The organism is Ruegeria sp. A5 (genome assembly GCF_056543005.1).
On sequence record NZ_JBQGAV010000001.1, the window covers coordinates 802,206 to 822,343 of the forward strand.

19 protein-coding genes are annotated in these 20,138 nt (G+C 56.9%); 12 read left to right on the plus strand and 7 right to left on the minus strand.

Features of this window, described 5'->3' with window-relative positions; genetic code table 11:
- Positions 1-371: 371 nt before the first annotated feature.
- The 7 genes from ACR0AY_RS04075 to ACR0AY_RS04105 all read left to right on the plus strand — a co-directional run bounded on the left by ACR0AY_RS04075 (position 372) and on the right by ACR0AY_RS04105 (position 7,219).
- Positions 372-1,217, plus strand: a complete 846-nt coding sequence (locus ACR0AY_RS04075) for an AAA family ATPase (RefSeq protein WP_170406386.1) — start codon at positions 372-374, stop codon at positions 1,215-1,217.
- A gap of 90 nt (positions 1,218-1,307) precedes the next feature.
- Complete coding sequence (locus ACR0AY_RS04080; RefSeq protein ID WP_170509383.1) at positions 1,308-1,757, plus strand: GNAT family N-acetyltransferase; 450 nt, start codon at positions 1,308-1,310, stop codon at positions 1,755-1,757.
- Positions 1,754-3,118 (plus strand): DUF2927 domain-containing protein, encoded by a 1,365-nt coding sequence (locus ACR0AY_RS04085; protein WP_170509381.1) that lies wholly within the window; start codon positions 1,754-1,756, stop codon positions 3,116-3,118. The genes ACR0AY_RS04080 and ACR0AY_RS04085 overlap by 4 nt, the downstream gene beginning before the upstream one ends.
- A 6-nt stretch (positions 3,119-3,124) precedes the next feature.
- Positions 3,125-3,292, plus strand: coding sequence for a hypothetical protein (locus tag ACR0AY_RS04090; protein ID WP_170396648.1), 168 nt, complete (start codon positions 3,125-3,127; stop codon positions 3,290-3,292).
- A gap of 4 nt (positions 3,293-3,296) precedes the next feature.
- Positions 3,297-4,481: a vWA domain-containing protein gene (locus tag ACR0AY_RS04095; protein WP_170509378.1), complete on the plus strand. Its 1,185-nt coding sequence runs from the start codon at positions 3,297-3,299 to the stop codon at positions 4,479-4,481.
- Positions 4,482-4,642: 161 nt separating this feature from the next.
- A complete protein-coding gene (locus ACR0AY_RS04100; RefSeq protein WP_480453746.1) occupies positions 4,643-6,445 on the plus strand; it encodes a hypothetical protein in 1,803 nt (600 codons plus the stop codon).
- Positions 6,446-6,529: 84 nt separating this feature from the next.
- Positions 6,530-7,219, plus strand: coding sequence for a M48 family metallopeptidase (locus tag ACR0AY_RS04105; protein WP_170396642.1), 690 nt, complete (start codon positions 6,530-6,532; stop codon positions 7,217-7,219).
- 68 nt (positions 7,220-7,287) lie between these two features.
- Here the strand turns inward: ACR0AY_RS04105 and ACR0AY_RS04110 are convergent, their stop codons facing one another.
- From ACR0AY_RS04110 to ACR0AY_RS04135, 6 genes are all read right to left on the minus strand, one after another.
- Positions 7,288-7,830, minus strand: coding sequence for an RSP_2648 family PIN domain-containing protein (locus ACR0AY_RS04110; protein ID WP_170513005.1), 543 nt, complete (start codon positions 7,828-7,830; stop codon positions 7,288-7,290).
- Positions 7,827-9,029, minus strand: coding sequence for an RSP_2647 family RNA methyltransferase (locus ACR0AY_RS04115; RefSeq protein WP_170402977.1), 1,203 nt, complete (start codon positions 9,027-9,029; stop codon positions 7,827-7,829). The genes ACR0AY_RS04110 and ACR0AY_RS04115 overlap by 4 nt, the downstream gene beginning before the upstream one ends.
- Before the next feature lie 41 nt (positions 9,030-9,070).
- Positions 9,071-9,343, minus strand: a complete 273-nt coding sequence (locus tag ACR0AY_RS04120) for a hypothetical protein (RefSeq protein ID WP_170513003.1) — start codon at positions 9,341-9,343, stop codon at positions 9,071-9,073.
- A complete protein-coding gene (locus tag ACR0AY_RS04125) occupies positions 9,330-12,122 on the minus strand; it encodes a [protein-PII] uridylyltransferase family protein (RefSeq protein WP_170513001.1) in 2,793 nt (930 codons plus the stop codon). The genes ACR0AY_RS04120 and ACR0AY_RS04125 overlap by 14 nt, the downstream gene beginning before the upstream one ends.
- Positions 12,119-12,508 (minus strand): nuclear transport factor 2 family protein, encoded by a 390-nt coding sequence (locus tag ACR0AY_RS04130; RefSeq protein WP_170512991.1) that lies wholly within the window; start codon positions 12,506-12,508, stop codon positions 12,119-12,121. The genes ACR0AY_RS04125 and ACR0AY_RS04130 overlap by 4 nt, the downstream gene beginning before the upstream one ends.
- 112 nt (positions 12,509-12,620) lie before the next feature.
- Positions 12,621-13,544 carry a hypothetical protein gene (locus tag ACR0AY_RS04135; RefSeq protein ID WP_170512989.1) on the minus strand — a complete coding sequence of 308 codons (924 nt, stop codon included), beginning with the start codon at positions 13,542-13,544 and terminating at the stop codon, positions 12,621-12,623.
- Between the two features lie 347 nt (positions 13,545-13,891).
- Between ACR0AY_RS04135 and ACR0AY_RS04140 the strand changes: the two genes are divergently transcribed.
- The 5 genes from ACR0AY_RS04140 (at position 13,892) to ACR0AY_RS04160 (ending at position 17,727) form a co-directional block, all read left to right on the plus strand.
- Positions 13,892-14,314: a DUF2852 domain-containing protein gene (locus ACR0AY_RS04140; RefSeq protein ID WP_170396606.1), complete on the plus strand. Its 423-nt coding sequence runs from the start codon at positions 13,892-13,894 to the stop codon at positions 14,312-14,314.
- A gap of 65 nt (positions 14,315-14,379) precedes the next feature.
- Complete coding sequence (locus ACR0AY_RS04145) at positions 14,380-14,811, plus strand: RDD family protein (RefSeq protein WP_170402989.1); 432 nt, start codon at positions 14,380-14,382, stop codon at positions 14,809-14,811.
- A gap of 74 nt (positions 14,812-14,885) precedes the next feature.
- Positions 14,886-15,710, plus strand: a complete 825-nt coding sequence (locus ACR0AY_RS04150) for an arginyltransferase (RefSeq protein WP_170396602.1) — start codon at positions 14,886-14,888, stop codon at positions 15,708-15,710.
- A 6-nt stretch (positions 15,711-15,716) separates the two neighbouring features.
- A complete protein-coding gene (locus ACR0AY_RS04155; protein ID WP_170396600.1) occupies positions 15,717-16,124 on the plus strand; it encodes a VOC family protein in 408 nt (135 codons plus the stop codon).
- 244 nt (positions 16,125-16,368) lie between these two features.
- Positions 16,369-17,727, plus strand: coding sequence for a dicarboxylate/amino acid:cation symporter (locus tag ACR0AY_RS04160; RefSeq protein WP_170512987.1), 1,359 nt, complete (start codon positions 16,369-16,371; stop codon positions 17,725-17,727).
- A gap of 53 nt (positions 17,728-17,780) precedes the next feature.
- Here the strand turns inward: ACR0AY_RS04160 and ACR0AY_RS04165 are convergent, their stop codons facing one another.
- Positions 17,781-20,135: a TRAP transporter large permease subunit gene (locus ACR0AY_RS04165; RefSeq protein WP_170512985.1), complete on the minus strand. Its 2,355-nt coding sequence runs from the start codon at positions 20,133-20,135 to the stop codon at positions 17,781-17,783.
- Positions 20,136-20,138: the final 3 nt, after the last annotated feature.

Sequence of the window (20,138 nt, forward strand, 5' to 3'; positions counted from 1 at the left end):
TATGGCCTGAAACGTCGGTTGCGATTGTATTACCTGACATTCGGCACCCCCTTCTGCGGAGCGTTTATCCGACGGGGCAGAGATTGTCACTACACAAACGTATGCCTCGCCGCCGCGTCACTCCGACTGCTCTAATATTGAGACTTGTAACAACAAAACTTTGTTTTTCTGTGGTTCTCGCAAGGCGTTTTTCAGGCAGCTTCAACCCCTGCGATACCCCGCCCCGAACGAATCGCCCAAAACAGATTGGACTTACAGCCCATCCCATCCTTTCGCGACGCTGCGGCCCGGCTTGTAAATAACCTTGCCTCTCTGTAACCCGAGCAGAGCAAACCCAGCCCGCATTCCGCGGAAACCACATGAGGGGTCCCATGACCGCACGTTTTCAAGGCACCGCAGAATATGTTGCCACCGACGATCTGAACATTGCCGTGAACGCCGCCGTCACGCTGGAACGCCCGCTGCTTGTCAAGGGCGAACCCGGAACCGGCAAAACCGAGCTGGCGAAACAGGTCGCAGGCGCGCTGGGGCTGACGATGATTGAGTGGAACGTGAAATCCACAACGCGCGCGCAGCAGGGACTGTATGAATACGATGCGGTCAGCCGTCTACGTGACAGTCAGCTAGGTGATGAACGCGTGCACGATGTCTCGAATTATATTCGCAAGGGGAAGCTATGGCAGGCATTCGATGCGGATGAAAAGGTCGTGCTACTGATCGACGAGATTGACAAGGCTGATATCGAATTTCCCAACGATTTATTGCAAGAACTCGATAAGATGGAGTTCCACGTCTACGAGACCGGCGAGACGATCCGTGCTAAGAACCGCCCGATCGTCATAATCACGTCGAACAACGAAAAGGAACTACCTGACGCATTCCTGCGCCGCTGCTTCTTTCACTACATCCGCTTTCCAGACGAAGCCACGATGCGCCGTATCGTCGAAGTCCATCACCCCGGCATCAAAGATGCGCTGCTGACCACCGCGCTGACCCAGTTCTACGAAATCCGCGAAACGCAGGGTTTGAAGAAAAAGCCCTCGACCTCGGAAGTGCTGGACTGGCTGAAACTGCTCTTGGCTGAGGACTTGAGCGCTGAGGACCTTAAACGCGACGGTGTGAATGCACTGCCCAAGCTGCATGGTGCGCTTCTAAAAAATGAGCAGGACGTACACCTGTTTGAACGGCTGGCCTTTATGGCGCGTAGCAAGCGGTGATCACAGCTTGTCATCGGTACGGTCGGGTGTCAGCATTACATCAACGAAAGACCCCGCGCCAATCGGGCCTCCAGAGCAGGAAATAATAAAATGACTAACGCCCTCACAATTCGCCCCTTGCGACCAGAAGACCGGGATCAATGGGCCGAAATGTGGCGTGACTACCTGGCATTTTATGAAACCGAAGCGCCGGATTCGACTTTCCAAAGCACCTTTGCGCGGCTCTTAGGTGATGATCCGAATGACTTTTCCTGTTTTGTCGCGGATTTGGATGGGCAACTGCTTGGACTGACCCACTACCTGTTTCATCGCCACGCCTGGAAGGAAGAAAGTGTCTGCTATCTGCAGGATCTCTATGCCCGCCCAGAAGCGAGAGGCACCGGAGTTGGACGCGCCCTGATTGAGGCCGTCTATGAAGAAGCGGACAGGCAGAAAGCCCCCTCAGTCTATTGGCTGACGCAGGAAAACAACCATACCGCACGCAAACTCTATGACCGCATCGGCAAGTTGTCGCCGTTCCTGAAGTATCAGCGACCATGAGGCTTTTAGGCGCAACCCTACTTCTGGCGGCGCTGTCTGCCTGCACCACGGTCGACCGGATCGAGACGCCGACCCGTACCCAGGTGATTGAAGCTTCGCTGCCGCCGTCTAAATCCTTCGGTGCTGCTCGTCCAAGCCCGCCTGCCCGCTCAAACAAGAACATCGCCGCAGATTTCCTATCGCTGCATTTCGCACTTGAGAGCGGCGCAGAGTTGCCCGTTTTCACCCGGTTTGATGGACCCATCACGGTGCGTCTGACTGGGACACCGCCACCAACGATGCAGACCGACCTGAGCCGGCTACTGACCCGGTTGCAACGTGAGGCGAAGATCGACATCCGGCAGATTCCAGAGGATCAGGCGAACATCACGATCGAGGCTGTAAGCCAGAAACAGATCCGCCGCATCCTGCCGCAGGCCGCCTGTTTCGTCGTGCCCAACTCTTCAAGTCTGGAAGAATACCGCCGTGACAGGCGTAAAAGCAAAAGCAACTGGACCGAACTGCGAAAACGTGAACGGATCGGGATATTCATCCCCTACGATGCCAGCCCACAGGAAATTCGGGACTGCCTGCATGAAGAATTGGCTCAGGCCCTTGGACCTCTGAACGACCTCTATCGCCTAACCGATTCAGTATTCAACGACGACAATTTCCACACGGTTCTGACCGGATTCGACATGTTGATCCTGCGCGCAGCCTATGCGCCTGAGCTGCAAAATGGCATGACACGCGAACAGGTGGCAGCGGTTCTGCCCGGCGTACTCAGCCGGCTGAACCCCAGAGGGGATCGGGTTGCGCCACAACAGGTTACTGAGACACCTCGGGCGTGGATTAACGCAGTTCAACGCGCTTTGGGGGCTGGCGCTGGAACGGCCAAACGCGTCAACGCTGCGAACGAGGCAGCGCGAATTGGTCAACAGCAAGGCTGGACCGACCACCGCCGCGCCTATCCGCATTATCTGCTGGGGCGCATGGGTCAATTCGACGACCCCGAGGCGGCGCAGCAGCAATATGAAATTGCCCTGAAATACCTGAATGCCACCCCGGGAACGGAAATTCAGCGCGCTCATATCACGGCACAAACCGCAGCCTTTGCTTTGGCACAGGGTCAGGGCACCGAGGCCCTGCCCGAATTGAACAAAGCAATCAATGTCATGACCAAGGCCGAGAACGCCGCCCTTCTGGCCACTCTGCTGCTGCTCAAATCCGAGGCACTGCGGCAGTCCGGTCAACTAGATCAGGCACGTCGCGTTCGGCTGGACAGTATCGGATGGGCACGTTACGGCTTCGGCTCGGATTTGGTGGTGCGCTCGGTCACACAAGACATCGCGCAGTCAGCCGCCACAAGCACGGGTGGATAACGTCACATGATAGTGGTTCTGGGCATGGCTATTCTGGGCGCGATTCTGGGCGCGTTGACAGCACGCAAACGTAACGGAAGCGGTGCGGATATGGCGCAATACGCTGCGGGCTACGGCATTGCCTTTGCGTTGGTCGGGCTGGTGATTTCACTGGTCATTGTCCGTCTGGTATAGAACGATGTTCCTGCCCTTCTTCGAAAACCTCCGAAACGCTGGCATTCCCGTATCTCTGCGCGAGTACCTGACGTTTCTGGAAGGGATGAAAAAGGGCTTGGCGACATACGATGTCGAGGCGTTTTACTATCTCGCCCGCGTTTCGATGGTGAAAGACGAGCGCAACATCGACAAGTTCGACCGTGCCTTTGCCGCCAGTTTCGAAGGGTTGGGTGAAATCAGTTTCGATCAAGTACTCGAGGCGGTCGATATTCCTGCCGAGTGGCTTGCAAAGATGGCCGAAAAGCACCTGTCGGATGAAGAAAAAGCCGAGATCGAGGCACTTGGTGGCTTTGAGAAGCTGATGGAGACGCTACGCGAGCGCCTCAAGGACCAACAGGGTCGCCATCAGGGCGGTAACAAGTGGATCGGCACCGCGGGCACCTCACCTTTCGGCGCCTATGGCTACAACCCCGAAGGCGTGCGCATCGGCCAGAAAGAAAGCCGCCATCAGCGTGCCGTAAAGGTCTGGGACAAGCGCGAATTCAAGAACTTAGATGACACTGTTGAACTGGGCACCCGGAACATCAAGGTTGCCTTGAAACGCCTGCGCCGCTGGGCGCGTGAAGGTGCAGCGGAAGAGCTTGATCTGGATGGAACGATCAGAGCTACGGCTGAACACGGATATCTGGATGTCAAAACCCGTCCCGAACGTCACAACGCCGTCAAAGTGCTTCTGTTTCTGGACGTGGGCGGGTCGATGGATCCGCATATCAAGGTTGTGGAAGAACTGTTCTCAGCGGCCCGAACCGAATTCAAACATCTGGAATACTACTACTTCCACAACTGCCTCTATGAAGGCGTCTGGCGCGACAATCGCCGCCGCTGGGATCAGCAAACTCCGACGCACGAGGTCTTGCGCACATACGGGCCGGACTACAAGTGCATCTTTGTCGGCGATGCCTCAATGAGTCCTTACGAGATCGCTTATCCCGGCGGTGCAAATGAGCATTGGAACCAGGAGGCCGGCCAAGTCTGGCTGGGCCGTGCACGCGAACAGTGGACATCGAACCTTTGGATCAACCCAATCCCCGAGAAGTATTGGGAATACACCCATTCGATCGGCATGATCCGTGAGATATTCGAAGATCGCATGGTACCCATGACGCTGGCGGGTTTAGAACAAGGTATGCGGGAACTGACGCGATAGTCACCGTCGAAGTCCTTGTTGTTTCAGAAACCGGAAACAATAGGCCCATTTTTCAGAGATATTCGCGTCAAAAGAACCATCAAAGAAACAATCTCGGCAAAATTCCCTGCCTCTCTCGAATTCGTGATATACGACAAAGGGATTGAAGCTGGGGGGCTGAGATGACCATTTCAAAACTACGAAATATCCTGACATCTGTTTTGACCATTACAGCGTTCGCAATTGCATCGGGTGCGACCGCGACATTGGTACTTTCCCCTGACGCCGCTTATGCCAAGAATGATAATGGCAATGGAAAGGGCCGCGGCGGCGGCAAAGGTAGTTCTGGAAAAAGCAACGACGGCAACAAAGGCAAAGGAAAGTCCGGAAAGGGCTCCGACGGCAACAAAGGCGGCGAAAAGGGAAAATCCGGCAAAGCTAAGGGTTCCAAAAGCGCGGGTAAACATGCCGGCAAGGCCAACTCCAAAACGCACCGCGTGGAAAAGGCTTTCGGGTTTAACAAGAAGCAAAAGGCAAAACACCACCGGTCAGCCAAAACCTCTGCTAAAGCTAAGGGACGGAACGGCAAGGTACAAAAGACCACACTGGCGGGCTTTGGAAGAGAGTTTAAACGCGATGTCGAGCAACTATTTGGCAAGCGTTCGCCGGTAAAAACCAAGTCAAGCGCGAACCGCGTAACGAAAACGTATCGCAAGGCGTCGGTTGCTCCTGTTGAGTATTCCCCGCGACCTGTTGCTCGCACGGATTATAAATCCAAGCACTATGACAGTAAGAAGCCCAGCAAGCGTCGCTATCGCGACCCGCTTGTTGCAGCGATCACCGATCCCGATGGCGCGGACAAGCTGCGTAACCTGAATGCGTCTAAGGCAGCAGCCCCGGCGTTCCGCAATGCTTCACCCAACAGCAATGTCGGCAAGATCGCGACCTATCAGGCGGCGGCAGAAACCTATTACGACCTGCGCGGTGACCTCTATGAGGCGCGCCGTGAACTGCGTGATCTGAACGAAGACTACGATGGCCGCAGCAGCGAAGACATCGCCGATGATATCGCCGCGCTTGATCCTGCGGACCCGAACTACGATGACAAGCTGAGTGCGCTTGAGGATGAATTGCGCGATGCAGAAACCTATGAGGAGGCGCGCGACGATCTGCGCGCTGATCTGAGGGATCTGAAATACGAAACCCGCGACGCGTTGCAAGATGCGGAGGCTGCCTTTTATGACGCTTCGAAAGGGCGTACATTGACCAAAGCGACGCTGGGCGAGTTCCACGGCAATCTCGATCTGCCACAGCCAAACCACCGGCACAAGGACTGGGCAACGATCCAGCCGGTGCCTTACGATCCTGACGGCTACCGCTATTCGGACGATAAGAAGATCTATGATGAAACCGACTATCGACTGCGCTACGAAAAGCCATATTCCGATCGCAAGAAGGACCGCTACCGCTATTACCGCGACCCGCTTGTTGCAGCGATCACCGATCCCTATGGCTCGGACAAGCTGCGTAACCTGAATGCGTCTAAGGCAGCGGCCCCGGCGTTCCGCAATGCTTCACCCAACAGCAATGTCGGCAAAATCGCGACCTACCAGGCGGCGGCGGAAACCTATTACGACTTACGCGGTGACCTCTATGAGGCGCGCCGTGAACTGCGTGATCTGAACGAAGACTACGATGGCCGCAGCAGCGAAGACATCGCCGATGATATCGCCGCACTTGATCCTGCGGACCCGGACTATGATGACAAGCTGAGTGCGCTTGAGGATGAGCTGCGCGATGCTGAAACCTACGAGGAGGCGCGCGACGCTCTGCGCGCGGATGTGAGGGACCTGAGAGTTGATGCTCTGGTCGCAGAAAAGGAAGCTGAACGCGCATTTTTTGAGGCTTCGAAGGGCGAGGTCTTAATCAAGCAGTCCCTTGCCGAGTTTCATTCGAACCTGCACCTGCCCTCGCCAGGCAGGTAAGGCTGGATTGAGCCGCATAACTGATCGGACGTGAAGGGCGAGTTACCGCTTGCCTCCTCGGGGTGGGCCGCCCATATCTAACTCATGCTTCGCTTAACACCCATCCTGCTGGCCATAGCCTATGCCGTTGTGATGTACCGGATATCCGTCTGGCGCACGCATCGTGAGTTGGATGCGAAGTCCACCGAACTGGCCGATCCTGCGCTAAAACGCATGACGGACCGGCTGGCTGCAGCCTTGGAGATTGATCGGGTCCCAGTCTACATCTACGAGATCGATCCGGTGAACGGGCTGGCCGCGCCGGATGGGCGTATTTTCATCACTCGCGGTTTTTATCGCAAATTTGGCAACGGCGAAGTATCAGCGGAAGAAATGGCAAGCGTAATCGCGCATGAATTGGGCCATGTCGCCCTTGGCCACGCCCGGCGGCGGATGATTGATTTCTCGGGTCAAAACGCCCTGCGTGCTGCGCTGATGATGCTATTGAACCGCTTCATCCCGTTCATTGGAGCCTGGATTGCAAATATGCTGACTCATTTGCTGGCCTCCCGCCTGTCGCGGAGTGATGAATATGAGGCGGATGAATATGCGGCCGCGCTTTTGACAAAAGCCGGGATCGGGATTGGTCCACAGAAGTCTTTGTTCCACAAGCTTGAGGATCTGACACAGCAGCGCGCGGGCGTTGTGCCCGCTTGGTTAATGAGTCATCCAAAGACGGATGAGCGGATCGCAGCTCTGGAAGTACTTGAACAAAAGTGGGGCGTGGGAGTTTAGGATAGGAGCGAGGGGCCAGCCCCTCGCGCTCCCCGAGATATTTTTGGCCAGATGAATGGGATCCCGAATTAAGTTCTCAGGGCTTTGCCAAGGCGCGGCAGGCGGGCTTTTTTCATTAAGCTGCGCAAGGTCCATTGAGCACCGGATAGCCGGTTGGCTTCAGCAAGGACCGCTTTGGAAACCTGCGTTATGCCTTCGGGGTCGGACAGCCAGAGTTCATGCAGCAGCCCGTCCGGATCGCGCCGCTCAAGCCCTTCGTCGGCCAACATATTCTTGGGAAAGTCTTTGGCATTGACGGTGACAATGACATCTGCCGAGCTTGTGACCGCCGTTGCGAGAACGTGGATGTCGGCGGCATCCGGCAACCATAGGCGCTGTTCAACACCGAGGTTGGCAGGTCGCTCGGCATTTGGCCAATGGGCCTGAACCAGCGCGATTTCGGCGCGCGCCTGCGCCTCGCCCTCGGGGCCGAGTTTGCGGGCGGCACGAGCCCATTCTTCGAGGATACGTGCAGACCAGACGGGCGTGAAATAACCAAGCCTCGCTGCGCCCAACAGCATCTCTCGCATCACCGTGGGATAGATGACGCAGGTATCAAGAACCGCCTTCACAGACGGTAAAACACGGCTTTGAGGTAGCCGCTTTCTGCCAGCTGCGGCAGTTGTGGATGGTCCGGCCCGGCAAAGCCAGTTCGGATCAGTTGGGCCTGTCGTCCTGCCCGTCCGATCCCACGGGATGAGGCATCGCGGAAACGGCCCAGATCAGCGGCATGAGAACAGGAGCAGAGGCCAAGATACCCGCCCGGTTTGACCAGCGGAGCCGCCAGACGTGCGGTACGCTCATAGGCGCGCAAACCTGCATCCAACGCCTGTTTCGAAGGTGCAAAAGCCGGGGGATCACAGATGACGACGTCGAACAACGCGTCCTCTTCGCCGAGTTTGGTCAGTATATCAAAGGCGTCGCCTTGTCGGGTCTGGAAACGGGCAGAAAATCCTGAGGCTTCAGCGCCCTTCGCCGCCAGTTCGAGCGCCGCTGCCGAGCCGTCAACGGATAATGCCTGTGCTGCTCCGCCCGCCAACATGGCCAGACCAAAGCCTCCGACGTGGCTGAATACATCCAGCACCTGCGCCTCGGGGTGAACCAACTTGGCGGCAAACGCGTGATTGGGGCGTTGGTCATAGAACAGGCCGGTTTTCTGCCCACCAGTCAGGTCAGCCATGTAGGTTGCGCCATTCATTGGCACTGGCAGAGGCTCATAAGGCACAGTTCCACGCAAGGTCAGATTGGTGTCGTCCAACCCCTCGAGCACACGCGTGCGCCCCGAGGCGTTCTTCAGCACTGTGTCGACCCCGGTCACCTTGACCAGCGCGTCGGTCAGTGATTCAAGATGTGCCTCAGCCCAGGCTGCGTTGGGTTGGATCACGCAGGCGTCGCCGAACCGGTCGATGATCACCCCGGGAAACCCATCCGCCTCGGCATGGATCAGGCGGTAGTACGGCGCATCGAACAGTCGCTCGCGCATCTCAAGCGCGCGGCGCAGACGGGTTTCAAACCAGTCCGCATCCAACTGCGCGCCGATATCGCGATCCAATACCCGGCACATGATCTTCGAGACCGGATTCACTGCGACCAGAGCGATTGGCGCACGCTTCTCGTCTTCCAGCACAGCCAAGGACCCCGGCCCGATCTTGCGAGTCCGGCGGTCGGTGACGATGTCATTGGCGTAGACCCAGGGAAACCCGTGGCGCAGGCCACGCGCATTGGCCTTGGGTTTCAAACGGATACGGGGGCGATCAGCTGTGGTTGTCATGGCGCCCTCATAATCGTGAATGCGCGTGGGTGAAAGCCCCGTTAACGGTTGCGCTTGCGCCAGCCGCCACGACGCTTGGGGGCATGGGCCGCCTGCAAACCCTCGGTCAGGACCTGCGTCATCGGATGATCAGCAGCCTGTTCCGAATAGACTGCGTGCAGGTTGGTCAGAGCCTGATTTTGGTCAAGCTCTCCAGGCAGGCTCAGCGCCCAATCCAGAAAGATGCTGCGACACTCGGGCAAGGTGATGCCTTCAATGCGATACGCCTCGCGGATCAGGCCTTTGTGGTCATTCGGATCATCACTGCGTGCCATCTTCAACCCCTCCGACAACTGCGCCAATCAACGAGGCCGCAGTGCTGTAATTGTCTTGCAACGCGGATTGCAGCTGTTCGACCTGATCGAACCCGGTCGCCCGACACAGAAAGGCCGTACCGCCTTCACCGATCTTGTCGGCCTCGATCACCTTTCCCGACAGCAGACGCGCCGCACATTGCACCGACCAGCATAAATCGTAACAACCCTTCAGGGTTTGCGCCTGCGCGACATCCAGCAGCCCGACAGCGACCGCCCCGTCCAGACCCGAGTGTACATCGCGCTGGGGCAATCCGGCCAGCAATGCGCCCGTCTCTGCCATCAGTTCGATATCCATCATGCGACCCGGCCCATTTTTTGCGTCCCAAACGCCCGCTGGTGCTTTGGCTGCGGCCAGTCTTTCGCGCATCTCGGCGACTTCTTTCAGCACCTTCTGGCGGTCGCGCGTTTGCGACAGGAATTCAGCGCGGAAGTTTTCGATATCCTCGGCCAGACCGGCGTCGCCTGCGACCACATGGGCGCGGGTCAAAGCAAGGTGTTCCCACACCCAGGCCTCATTCTGCTGATAGTTGGTGAAGCTGACCCAGCTTGTAGCCACCGGCCCCTGATTGCCCGACGGGCGCAGACGCATGTCGACCTCATAAAGCCGTCCCTGCGACATTGGCGCGCTGAGCGCCGTGATCAGAGCCTGGGTGAAACGAGCGTAGTATGTCCGCGTTGCCAGCGGGCGAGGGCCATCGGACATGTCCTGATCCTGAGGATCGTAGATGACAATCATGTCCAGATCGGATTGCGAGTTGATGCGCCCTGCCCCAAGTGACCCCATGCCCAAAACCGCGGCGCCGCGCCCGGGCGCCGGTCCATGCTTTTTGGAGAACTGGTCGACAACGCAGGGCAGAACCGCCGCAATCACGGCCTGTGCTAGTTCCGCATATTGCTTCCCGGCCTGCGCTCCATCGATCAATCCGCGCAGATGATGAACGCCGATGCGGAAATGCCATTCCTTGCACCAGCGACGTGCGAAATCGAGCTGAGTTTCATAGTCGCTTTCATCCGACAACGCCTGTGTAAGATCGGTCTGCAACGCGGCCTGCCCCGGCCAATCGCTGAAAAAGCTGCCGCCGATTACCGCGTCGAATACTGCAGCGTTGCGCGACAGATGGGTGGCAAGCGCGTGCGATGTCCCGACGATATCGACCAGCAGATCGATCAGATGCGGATTCGCTTCGAACAGGGAAAACAGCTGCACTCCGGCGGGTAATCCCGCCAGAAATCCATCCAGTGCCAATAGCGCTTCATCGGGTTTCGCAGTCTTTGCCAGACGCGACAAAAGCTCGGGCTTGAGGCGTTCGAAAATCCGTGCGCCACGCTGTGATCGAAGCGCCGGATAGGTCGGCCAGCGGGCCAGCACGCCCTTGTCGAACTCGACCTCCTGTAGAGGCGCGGGTGCTGAGCCCGGTCCGGGGGCAAAGAACCCTTCGGTCAGTTCATGCACTTCGGTCAGGCGGCGGGTCAGATCAGCGGTCAGTTCGGCGCTGCTGATCCCCATCAGGCACGCGACCCGTTCGAAACCGTCCTCTGAATTTGGCACCTTATGGGTCTGCGCGTCATGCACCATCTGGATTCGATGCTCGACCTCGCGGTGGGCACGGTAATGATCGGTCAGCTTCTCGGCGACATCTTCGGGCACCCAGCCTTTTGAGGCCAGCGCCGCCAGACCGGGAACGGTGCCCCGGACGCGAAGGTCTGGATCACGTCCGCCCGCGATTAATTGGCGGGTCTGGGTGAAGAACTCGATCTCTCGAATACCGCCCTGCCCCAGCTTCATATCGTGGCCGGGAATCGAGAGGCTTCCGCCCGTTCCCTTGTTCTCGCGTATACGCAGTCGCATGTCATGAGCGTCTTGAATGGCGGCAAAATCCAGATGCCGCCGCCAAACGAACGGGCGTAATGCATCAAGAAATCTTTGTCCTGCCGCGATATCCCCGGCGCAAGGGCGTGCCTTGATATAGGCCGCACGTTCCCACGTGCGCCCAAGACTTTCGTAATACCGCTCGGCCGCTTCCATCGCCAGACAGACGGGCGTGACTGCAGGGTCGGGGCGCAATCGCAGATCGGTGCGGAATACATAGCCATCCGCCGTCTTATCGCTGAGCGTGGCACAGAAATTCCGCGTGGCGCGCACTATTCCCTGACGGGCTTCATAGAAATCATCGGGATCGAAACGGGTTTCGTCGAACAGCACGATCAGATCGATATCCGAGCTGTAGTTCAGCTCATGTGCGCCCATTTTGCCCATCGCCAGAATGACCATACCAGCGGCGGTTTCGACATCATTCTCGGTCATACCCGGCAGCTTGCCGCGCCGGATCAACGCAGCAATTTCGGCCTTCGCTGCCACATCTGCGGCCAAAGCGCCAAAGTCGGTCAGCACGGCAGTTACCTTTTCCAACGGCCACGCACCCGCCAGATCGGCCAGCGCCGTTAGCAAGGCCATGCGCCTCTTCGCTTGCCGCAAACCGGGTTTCAACTGATCCGACGGCAGCGCGCGCGCCGCGTCCATCACTTCCGACAATGCCTGGTCCGGTTGCTGCAACGCGTGTGGCAACCAGTTCCTTTCTTGGTCAATCAACCCTTTCAGGTAGGGGCTAGAGCCCGCAGTTCCCGCGATCAACTCCCCCTGCTCGGCAGTCAAATCGGGCAGCGCCGCGCGTGTTTCGTCACCCAGATCGGTATGAAAAGAGCGCGGCAAGCGGTTGATAACAAGAGGCTGGCTCATGACCGTTCCAGTGGTGTGTCCTGGCTGAAACTGTTGATCCAGACATCGTGACGCCGCTCCCACAGGGATGAGATCAGCATCGCCTCCCATTCCTGTGCTTCGGGTCGCAGATAATCTGCCCTGTATGAGAGTAAAACCAAATCCGCCGATAAAACGCGCAACCTGGTATCGCTGAGTTCATATTGCGCCATCGTAGGCGCATCGGCGAACTGGCCAACATGATCGTCGCGATTGGCAAAACCCGTTGGATACACGCCCAGAAAATCGGGGCTCAGCAGCGCCCGGTCGGCCTGTGCATTGCCTTCAACCAGCGCAGTCCATACCTGTTTTTCCAGCGAGAGGATCTGATCCGGTGACGGTGGGCTGGTGTTTTCAATATCTTCCATTTGCCTATGACTTGTGACGGCCGAAAATCAGATGCGGCCAGCGCACATGATCGGACAGAGTTGGCTTAGCCCTGTCCGATTGAACAGCAGAAAGAGCCGAATGTCCAAATCGTTATAGCCACTGATCCACTGGCGGCAAATCGAAAGTGAACGGATTTTCAATTCCCTGCCCAGCCAAATCCCACTCATCATAGTGCTCGTCTTCACGAAGCTGCAAGAACACCGCCTCAAGCTGATCGTTCAAACTCACCAACTCGTCCCAGGCGTCACCCATATGAGCCTGGAACATCGCCAGTTGTTGGAACAAGCCATCTGGCAAAGGGCCAAATTCCACACTCCCCAGATCGCGAGCCGGGAAATACATATCCTCTTCAAACTGAAAGTAGCGCGACATTCCGTCGTTAAAGTCAATTTGGCCATCGAACGAGACCGCAGCAAATACTTCATAAAGACCGGTCTCATTCATTTCGAGCTCGAACGACACCTCGAAACTAAGTGCAAAATCAGAAATTCCGTTTTGGTGAAGCTTGCCTGCGATCTCGACGACCTCGTAATAGCCGTATGACGCCAAAACCAGATCGCCATTTGTATCGAACCCATGCACATCGAACATCTCCCCCTGTTCGCTGGCTATAGACAGATGCTGAAACTGTGCTGCCTGACTAATGTGAACGCCCTCAAATCCAAAGGCTGACCGGGCCTCATAAGAAACAGGTATGTCCGTTCCATTCATGCTTATGGTTTCAAGCGCGAATTGCTGTGTATGGTACAGCTCGGAAATGAGCGTGGCGCTTCCGCGTGTCGCGATCTCGTGGTTCACCATCGAAAGATTGAACTCAACCTCGTGAGACCCAGCACCTTGATACGCGCTGACCGTGCTGTCGATCACCCCGTCCCAAAACCCGCGCAATTCGATATCCGGCAGATCTTCTTTCCCTTCGAGATCATGGGGATCGAGGTTCAAAAAAGGCAAATCGACTTGATCAATCCAACTAGATACGCCGCCTTGCGAAGCTGGGCCTGGTTCGGTCGACAAGATGAAACTCTCCTCTGACCCGAACGGCCAATGAGTTGTGTTCACAACAACCATTTCAGCGACCTCCCTTGATTACTCCTCGGAAAACTATGTATGCAGCCATTGTGCAAACCCTATGGAAGCGTTTGATTATTAAGCCTTCTTAATGAAACGTTTAATCGATGGGCTGCGTCGCTCGGCCTGAAATACTGAGACGCAAATCCGCCTTACCCCGCTGATTGATCCGCCCGGTCAGACGCTGGATTCGGAAAAATGTAAATCTTTTTCACATACCCCCTTGCAACCACCTATCCCCCCTCCCATCTTGGTAATGTGAAAAGCATTTACATCCTAACTGGAGAGAGCACATGACCGCATTGTCCGACCACGCCGTTCCCCAAAATCCGGGATGGCTGCACCGAAGCGAAGCCTGGCTTGATAGCAAGGGCAAAGGCGCCTGGATCGCCGCAATGGTCCTTGGCTTTATCTTCTTCTGGCCCATCGGCCTGGCCTTTCTTGCCTATATGATCTGGAGCAAACGCATGTTCAGCAAATCCTGCAGCCGCCGTTCGTCGTGGAACAGCCACATGAGCGCCATGAAACCTTCGGGCAACAGCGCGTTCGACGCCTACAAGGCCGACACACTGGCGCGTTTGGAGCGTGAACAGAAAGACTTTGAGGCGTTCCTGCACCGCCTGCGTGAAGCCAAGGACAAGGCCGAGTTCGACGAGTTCATGGATGAACGCGCCCGCGATAATCGTGATGACGAAAACGGCGAACAACCTGCCTAATCGTGGCTTGCCCTGTCCCGCCCATCGGGACAGGGTGTTTCTGCACAATACCCGGATTACAATCTATGCCTCATCTGCCTGACCCTGACAGCCAACCCGAATTCTACCAATCCGTAGCGACCAAGCGCTTTTTTGCCTGGCTGTTCGACATCGCCTTTATCTCATTGCTCTGTACAGTTGCGATTCTGCTGACCTTTGGCATGGGCTTCTTCATATTGGCGCTGATCTACGCAGTCATCAGCTTTGTCTATCGCGTTGTTACCATCGCCAACGGCTCGGCCACACTGGGGATGCGCTTCATGGGGATAGAGTTGCGTGACGCCTTTGGCGCCCGAATGGATACGGGGAAAGCCATTGCACATACGGCAGGGTATTTCGTCAGCATGGCGATCCCGGTACTACAGATCATTTCGGTCATCATGATGATGACCAGCGCCCGCTGTCAGGGCCTGACCGATGCCTTCCTCGGCACCGTGATGATCAACCAGCGCGCCTAAAAACACCTGAGTGAAACACTTGGCTGCGCCAAAAACCGTTGCTATCATCGGTTCCGAGGAAATGCGGGACCTTCATGCGACACACGCTGCCAATTGCGCCACAATTCTATGTGACGGCACCCCAGCCCTGCCCTTACCTTGAGGGCAGGATGGAGCGCAAACTGTTCACCGCCCTACAGGGGGAAGGTGCGGATCAATTGAACAATTGCCTTTCGCAACAAGGATTTCGCCGCTCGCAGAACGTTCTGTATCGCCCGTCCTGCACCGACTGCGCCGCCTGTCTGTCTGCTCGTATCGATGTGTCAGCCTTTCAGCCAAGCAAAAGCCAAAAACGGGCCCACAAACGCAATTCCTACTTGATCCGACGTGCAACATCGCCCTGGGCAACGGATGAACAGTTCGACCTGTTCCGTCGGTATCTGGACGCGCGCCATGCGGATGGCGGCATGGCCGATATGGATGTCTTCGAATTCGCCGCGATGATCGAGGAAACCCCGATCCGCAGCCGAGTCGTAGAATATGCCGATCCCGAAACCGGCGAGCTGATCGCCGTCAGTTTGACCGATGTACTGGATGACGGGCTGAGCATGGTTTACTCATTCTACGATCCAGAGTTCCAGCAAAGCTCGCTGGGCACTTACATGATTCTCGACCATATCGAGATCGCGCGCGAGGCTGGGTTGCCCTATATTTATCTGGGCTATTGGGTGCCCGGCAGCCCCAAGATGGGGTACAAGGCCAAATTCGCGGGCTTGCAGGTCTATATGCAGGGTGAATGGCAGCGAATTAAAAATCCCGAGCAGTGTGACCATACGGCCCACCACCCCCTTTCGTCGGCCCCGATTGCCGAGCAGGTGGCCAACATCCAACTGCCTGACCGCCACCCCACCAAAGGTTAATCTATCATGCGTCAGAGCCTTCATGCGGTGACGCTGGTCGTCCCGGATTATGACGCAGCGATCGCGTTCTACACCAAAGTGCTGTGCTTTACTCTGACGCAGGATATTGATCTGGGCGATGGTAAACGCTGGGTGCGGATCACGCCTCCGGGCTCGGATGGTGCTTCGTTGTTGCTGGCCAAGGCGGTGGGCGCGGAACAGATCGCATCGGTCGGCAATCAAACCGGTGGGCGCGTTGGCTTTTTCCTCGAAACAGATGATTTCTACCGCGATCACGCAGCGATGCTGGAAGCAGGCGTAGGGTTTGAAGAGCGCCCGCGCCATGAACCCTATGGAATTGTCGCCGTCTGGCGGGATCCTTTCGGAAATCGTTGGGATTTGATCGAATTTTCAGCACCTGTATCGACAAAATAAATACATTTTTTTCATCACGTTAAACTACCTTCCGCCATGCTGCGCCCAATTGTTAAGCAATCTTAATCGACCTTCCCCCGCCCGTGCGATTGAAAGTTGACGCTAGGTCACCAAATTAGCCGCACTTCTAAACGTCCAGCCCAAACCTGAAACCCGCAGCTCAATCAGACGCTGACCGGGCTGGCTTTATTGTCGCTACGGCAGGCCTCCCACCCTGTCGCAGAGGTTCTGAAGGAGGGGGAAAATGACATATGCCGCACGCCGACTGGTTTCGGCCACGCTGACGACCCAGATCCTGGTCGCGCTCGCCTTGGGCTCGATCTTTGGTCTGGTCTTGAACTATCTCGATATCGCTGCGCTCAACGCAACACTTGTGCAGGGTGTGCTGTCCATGTTTGGGCAAATGTTCCTTAATGCACTTCAGATGCTTGTTGTGCCGCTGGTTGTGTTCTCACTGCTGTGCGGCGTTGTCGGCATTGGCGATGTTAAATTGCTGGGCCGTGTCGGAGGGCTGACCTTCGTCACCTATCTGGCCACCACGGCCTTGGCCGTGACAACTGCCTTGATCTTTGCGGGCCTCATTGCGCCGGGCACAGGATTCACGAGCCTGCATCTGGCCGGTGACAGCGTAAGCGTCGCCAACCCACGGACCACTTGGGAAATACTGGCAAACATCATTCCCAAGAACCCGATCAACGCGTTGGCCAATGGTGAGATGCTGCAGATCATCTTCTACGTAATGGTCGTTGGTATTGCAGTGCTAATGATGGGCAGCCGCGCCAAGGCCTTTGTGGAAGGCTGCGAGTTCATGAATGAACTGGCGATGAAGATCGTCAATATCGTCATGGCCTTCGCCCCCATCGGCGTCTTCAGCCTGATCGCCAAGACCTTTGCGATGGAGGGCTTTGGCCTGTTCGGACCGGTGATCGGCTATCTGACCACGATCAGCCTGACGCTGGTATTCCATCTGTGTGTCACGTTGATGGCGCTGCTGTATTTTACGACCGGGCTGAGCCCTCGGGTATTCCTGCGCAAGATGCGCTCGGCGCAGGTGTTTGCGTTCTCGACCTCAAGCTCGAACGCGACAATTCCGGCCAGCTTACAATGCGTGACTCAGAGAGTCGGCGTTGACCGTTCCGTGGCGTCGTTCGGTATTCCCCTAGGGGCGACGATCAACATGGATGGCACCGCAATCATGCATGGAGTGGCGACCGTTTTTCTGGCTAATGCCTATGGCATTGATCTGGGGCTAAGCGGTTATCTGACCGTGATTTCAATCTCGGTTCTGGCCTCAATCGGCACGGCAGGTGTGCCCGGTGTGGGGATAGTGATGCTGGCGATGGTTCTGAACCAGTTGGGTATGCCGCTGGAAGGCATCGGCATCATTCTGGCCGTCGACCGGATCCTCGATATGATGCGGACGGTTGTGAATGTCACTGGCGATGCGGTGGTGACCACCATTGTCGGGCAAACGGTCGGCAAGCTGGACAAGGCCACGTTCGACAATCCCAATGCCGGACTTGTCGAGACCACAGACCTTGCAATCGATCATGCCACTGAAGCGGAGTTTGAAAGGCTGACACACCCACAGCCGAATTCCTGAAAAACAAACGGAGGCCCTAATGGGCCTCCGTATTCGTCAGTCTATGCGACAGATCAGTTCGGGATCAGGTCAGGAACGATGGTTACAATCGACGGGAAGAACCACAGGATTGCGATGCCCACAACCTGAATGATCACGAACGGTATGATGCCGCGATAGATGTGGCCAGTGGTGACCTCTTTCGGCGCAACACCCCTGAGATAGAACAGCGCAAATCCGAACGGAGGCGTCAGGAACGAGGTCTGCAGGTTCACCGCCACCATGATGGTCACCCATTTCGGATCAAACGATCCGCCATAGATCACGGGGCCCACGATCGGGATCACAATGTAGATGATCTCAAGGAAATCCAGCACAAAGCCAAGAATGAACAGCACCAGCATCACGATCAGGAAGACCGTGAATTCATTATCAAAGCTGCGCAGGAACTGCTGGATATAGTGCTCTCCACCAAAGGAAATCACCACCAGGTTAAGCAGTTGCGATCCGATCAGGATGGTGAAGACCATCGACGTCACCTTCGCTGTCTCACGCACCACCGGTGTCAGAACCCCGCTTGAGAACAGCACCCAGCAGCCGTAGATCAAGCCGAACAGCGCATAGAGGTAGGCCGAATAGGCGATGATGAACGCGATCCAGCTTTCAACTGAAACATTGCCCTGATTGATGCGCAGATCAAAGTTCACTCCCATCACCAGTGCGATGATCACTGCAAAGGTTGACCAGATGATCACTTTGCCCGACCGGTTCTGATCCTGAAGTTTCCGATAGGCCGCTAGCATGATCGCTCCACCCGCCCCCAGTGCCGCAGCCGGCGTAGGGTTGGTGACACCGCCAAGGATCGAACCCAACACCGCGATGATCAGCACCAGCGGTGGGAAGACCACACGGATCAGATCATTGGTCGCGCAACGGGCGGCAGCTTCTTTGCACCCATGCATTGCGAGCGCAAAAGGTATGGCGAGTATCAGGAACGTAGCCCCGGACGAAGTCGTTGGCGCGATCAGCAACACGTCGACCAACAACATCAGCAACAGGCCAATCGCTCCGACGATCAGAGGCTGCGGCGCGTGCGACGGTGCAATCCCGCGACCCAGCACCAGCGTCAGACCCAACAGCACCACAATAACGGCGACGCCGTTGCCGATTGGCGCTGCAGCGGCGATCTTGGCCTCTTGCGCAGCAGCCAGTTCCTCTTCGCTCAGACGCTGCGCTTCGGACGAACCACCTGCTTCGTCAATCGCTTCCTGCTCGGCCACGGCCTGATCCCAGGCTGATTGCCCATGCAGTTCGATCATCGAAGCCTTACACTCTTCGGACACGTTCGTGCGCAGCGAGGCGCCCTGCCCGATATCCGTAAATGCCGAGACCGAGATGTTCTGGCTGCCAATCACTCCCGCGCTTCCCAAAAGCACCGCGCCAACAATCAGAGCAACCGGAGCACCCAGCAGCCAGGTCAGCCCTTCCGAGCGCGTGATGGTTTCACCCGAGCCTCCCGACAATTCAACAGCCGGGGCCTTTTCCGGGTTCAACAGCGCATAGCCAAAGGCATAGAGCGCATAGAGCAGCGCCAACATGATCCCAGGCAGCAACGCCGCCTGGAACAATGTACCCACCGAAACAACCGCTGGTTCGCCCAGATAGGTCAGCGCATCGGTGCACCCGGCTTCAACCGCGCGCGTTTCCTGCGCGGTCGAATAGAGGTCACCAGCCAGTGTACCCAGCAGAACGATCACGATGGAGGGTGGAATGATCTGCCCCAACGTACCCGAGGCCGCGATCACACCTGTCGCCAATTCCGGCGAATAGTTGTTCCGCAGCATGGTCGGCAGGGCCAACAGTCCCATGGTAACAACGGTCGCGCCGACGATTCCGGTCGAGGCAGCAAGGAACGCGCCCACGACCACAATCGAGACCGCAAGGCCACCGGGCAGCGGGCCAAAGACGCGCGCCATCGTGGTCAGCAGGTCGTTTGCAATTTTTGAACGCTCCAGCGTGATGCCCATCAGAACGAACATCAGCACCGCCAGCAGCGTCTCGATCGACTGCCCGGCCAGAACACGTTCGTTCATGCGGTTCACGATGAAGGAAACATTCCGGTCCAGCGCGGTTTCCCAGCCTTGTACAAAGACCGGCTCGGCGATCCTTGGCAAATCCGGGTATCGGAACACGGATATCACGTCAGGTTTGACGCCAGAATTCACCACTTCGCGGTAGGCTTGCGAACCGGTGTCGATCGCCTGGTGGATCAACAGGCCGGCACTATCCAATGCAGCGATAATCCCGAAGGAAATCACCCCGGCCCCACCGATGGCAAAGGCCACGGGGAAACCCGAAAGAATGCCTCCGAAGAGGCAGAAAAATACGATAATGAGGCCTATCTCGACGCCATCAAGTCCGAATAGCATTGT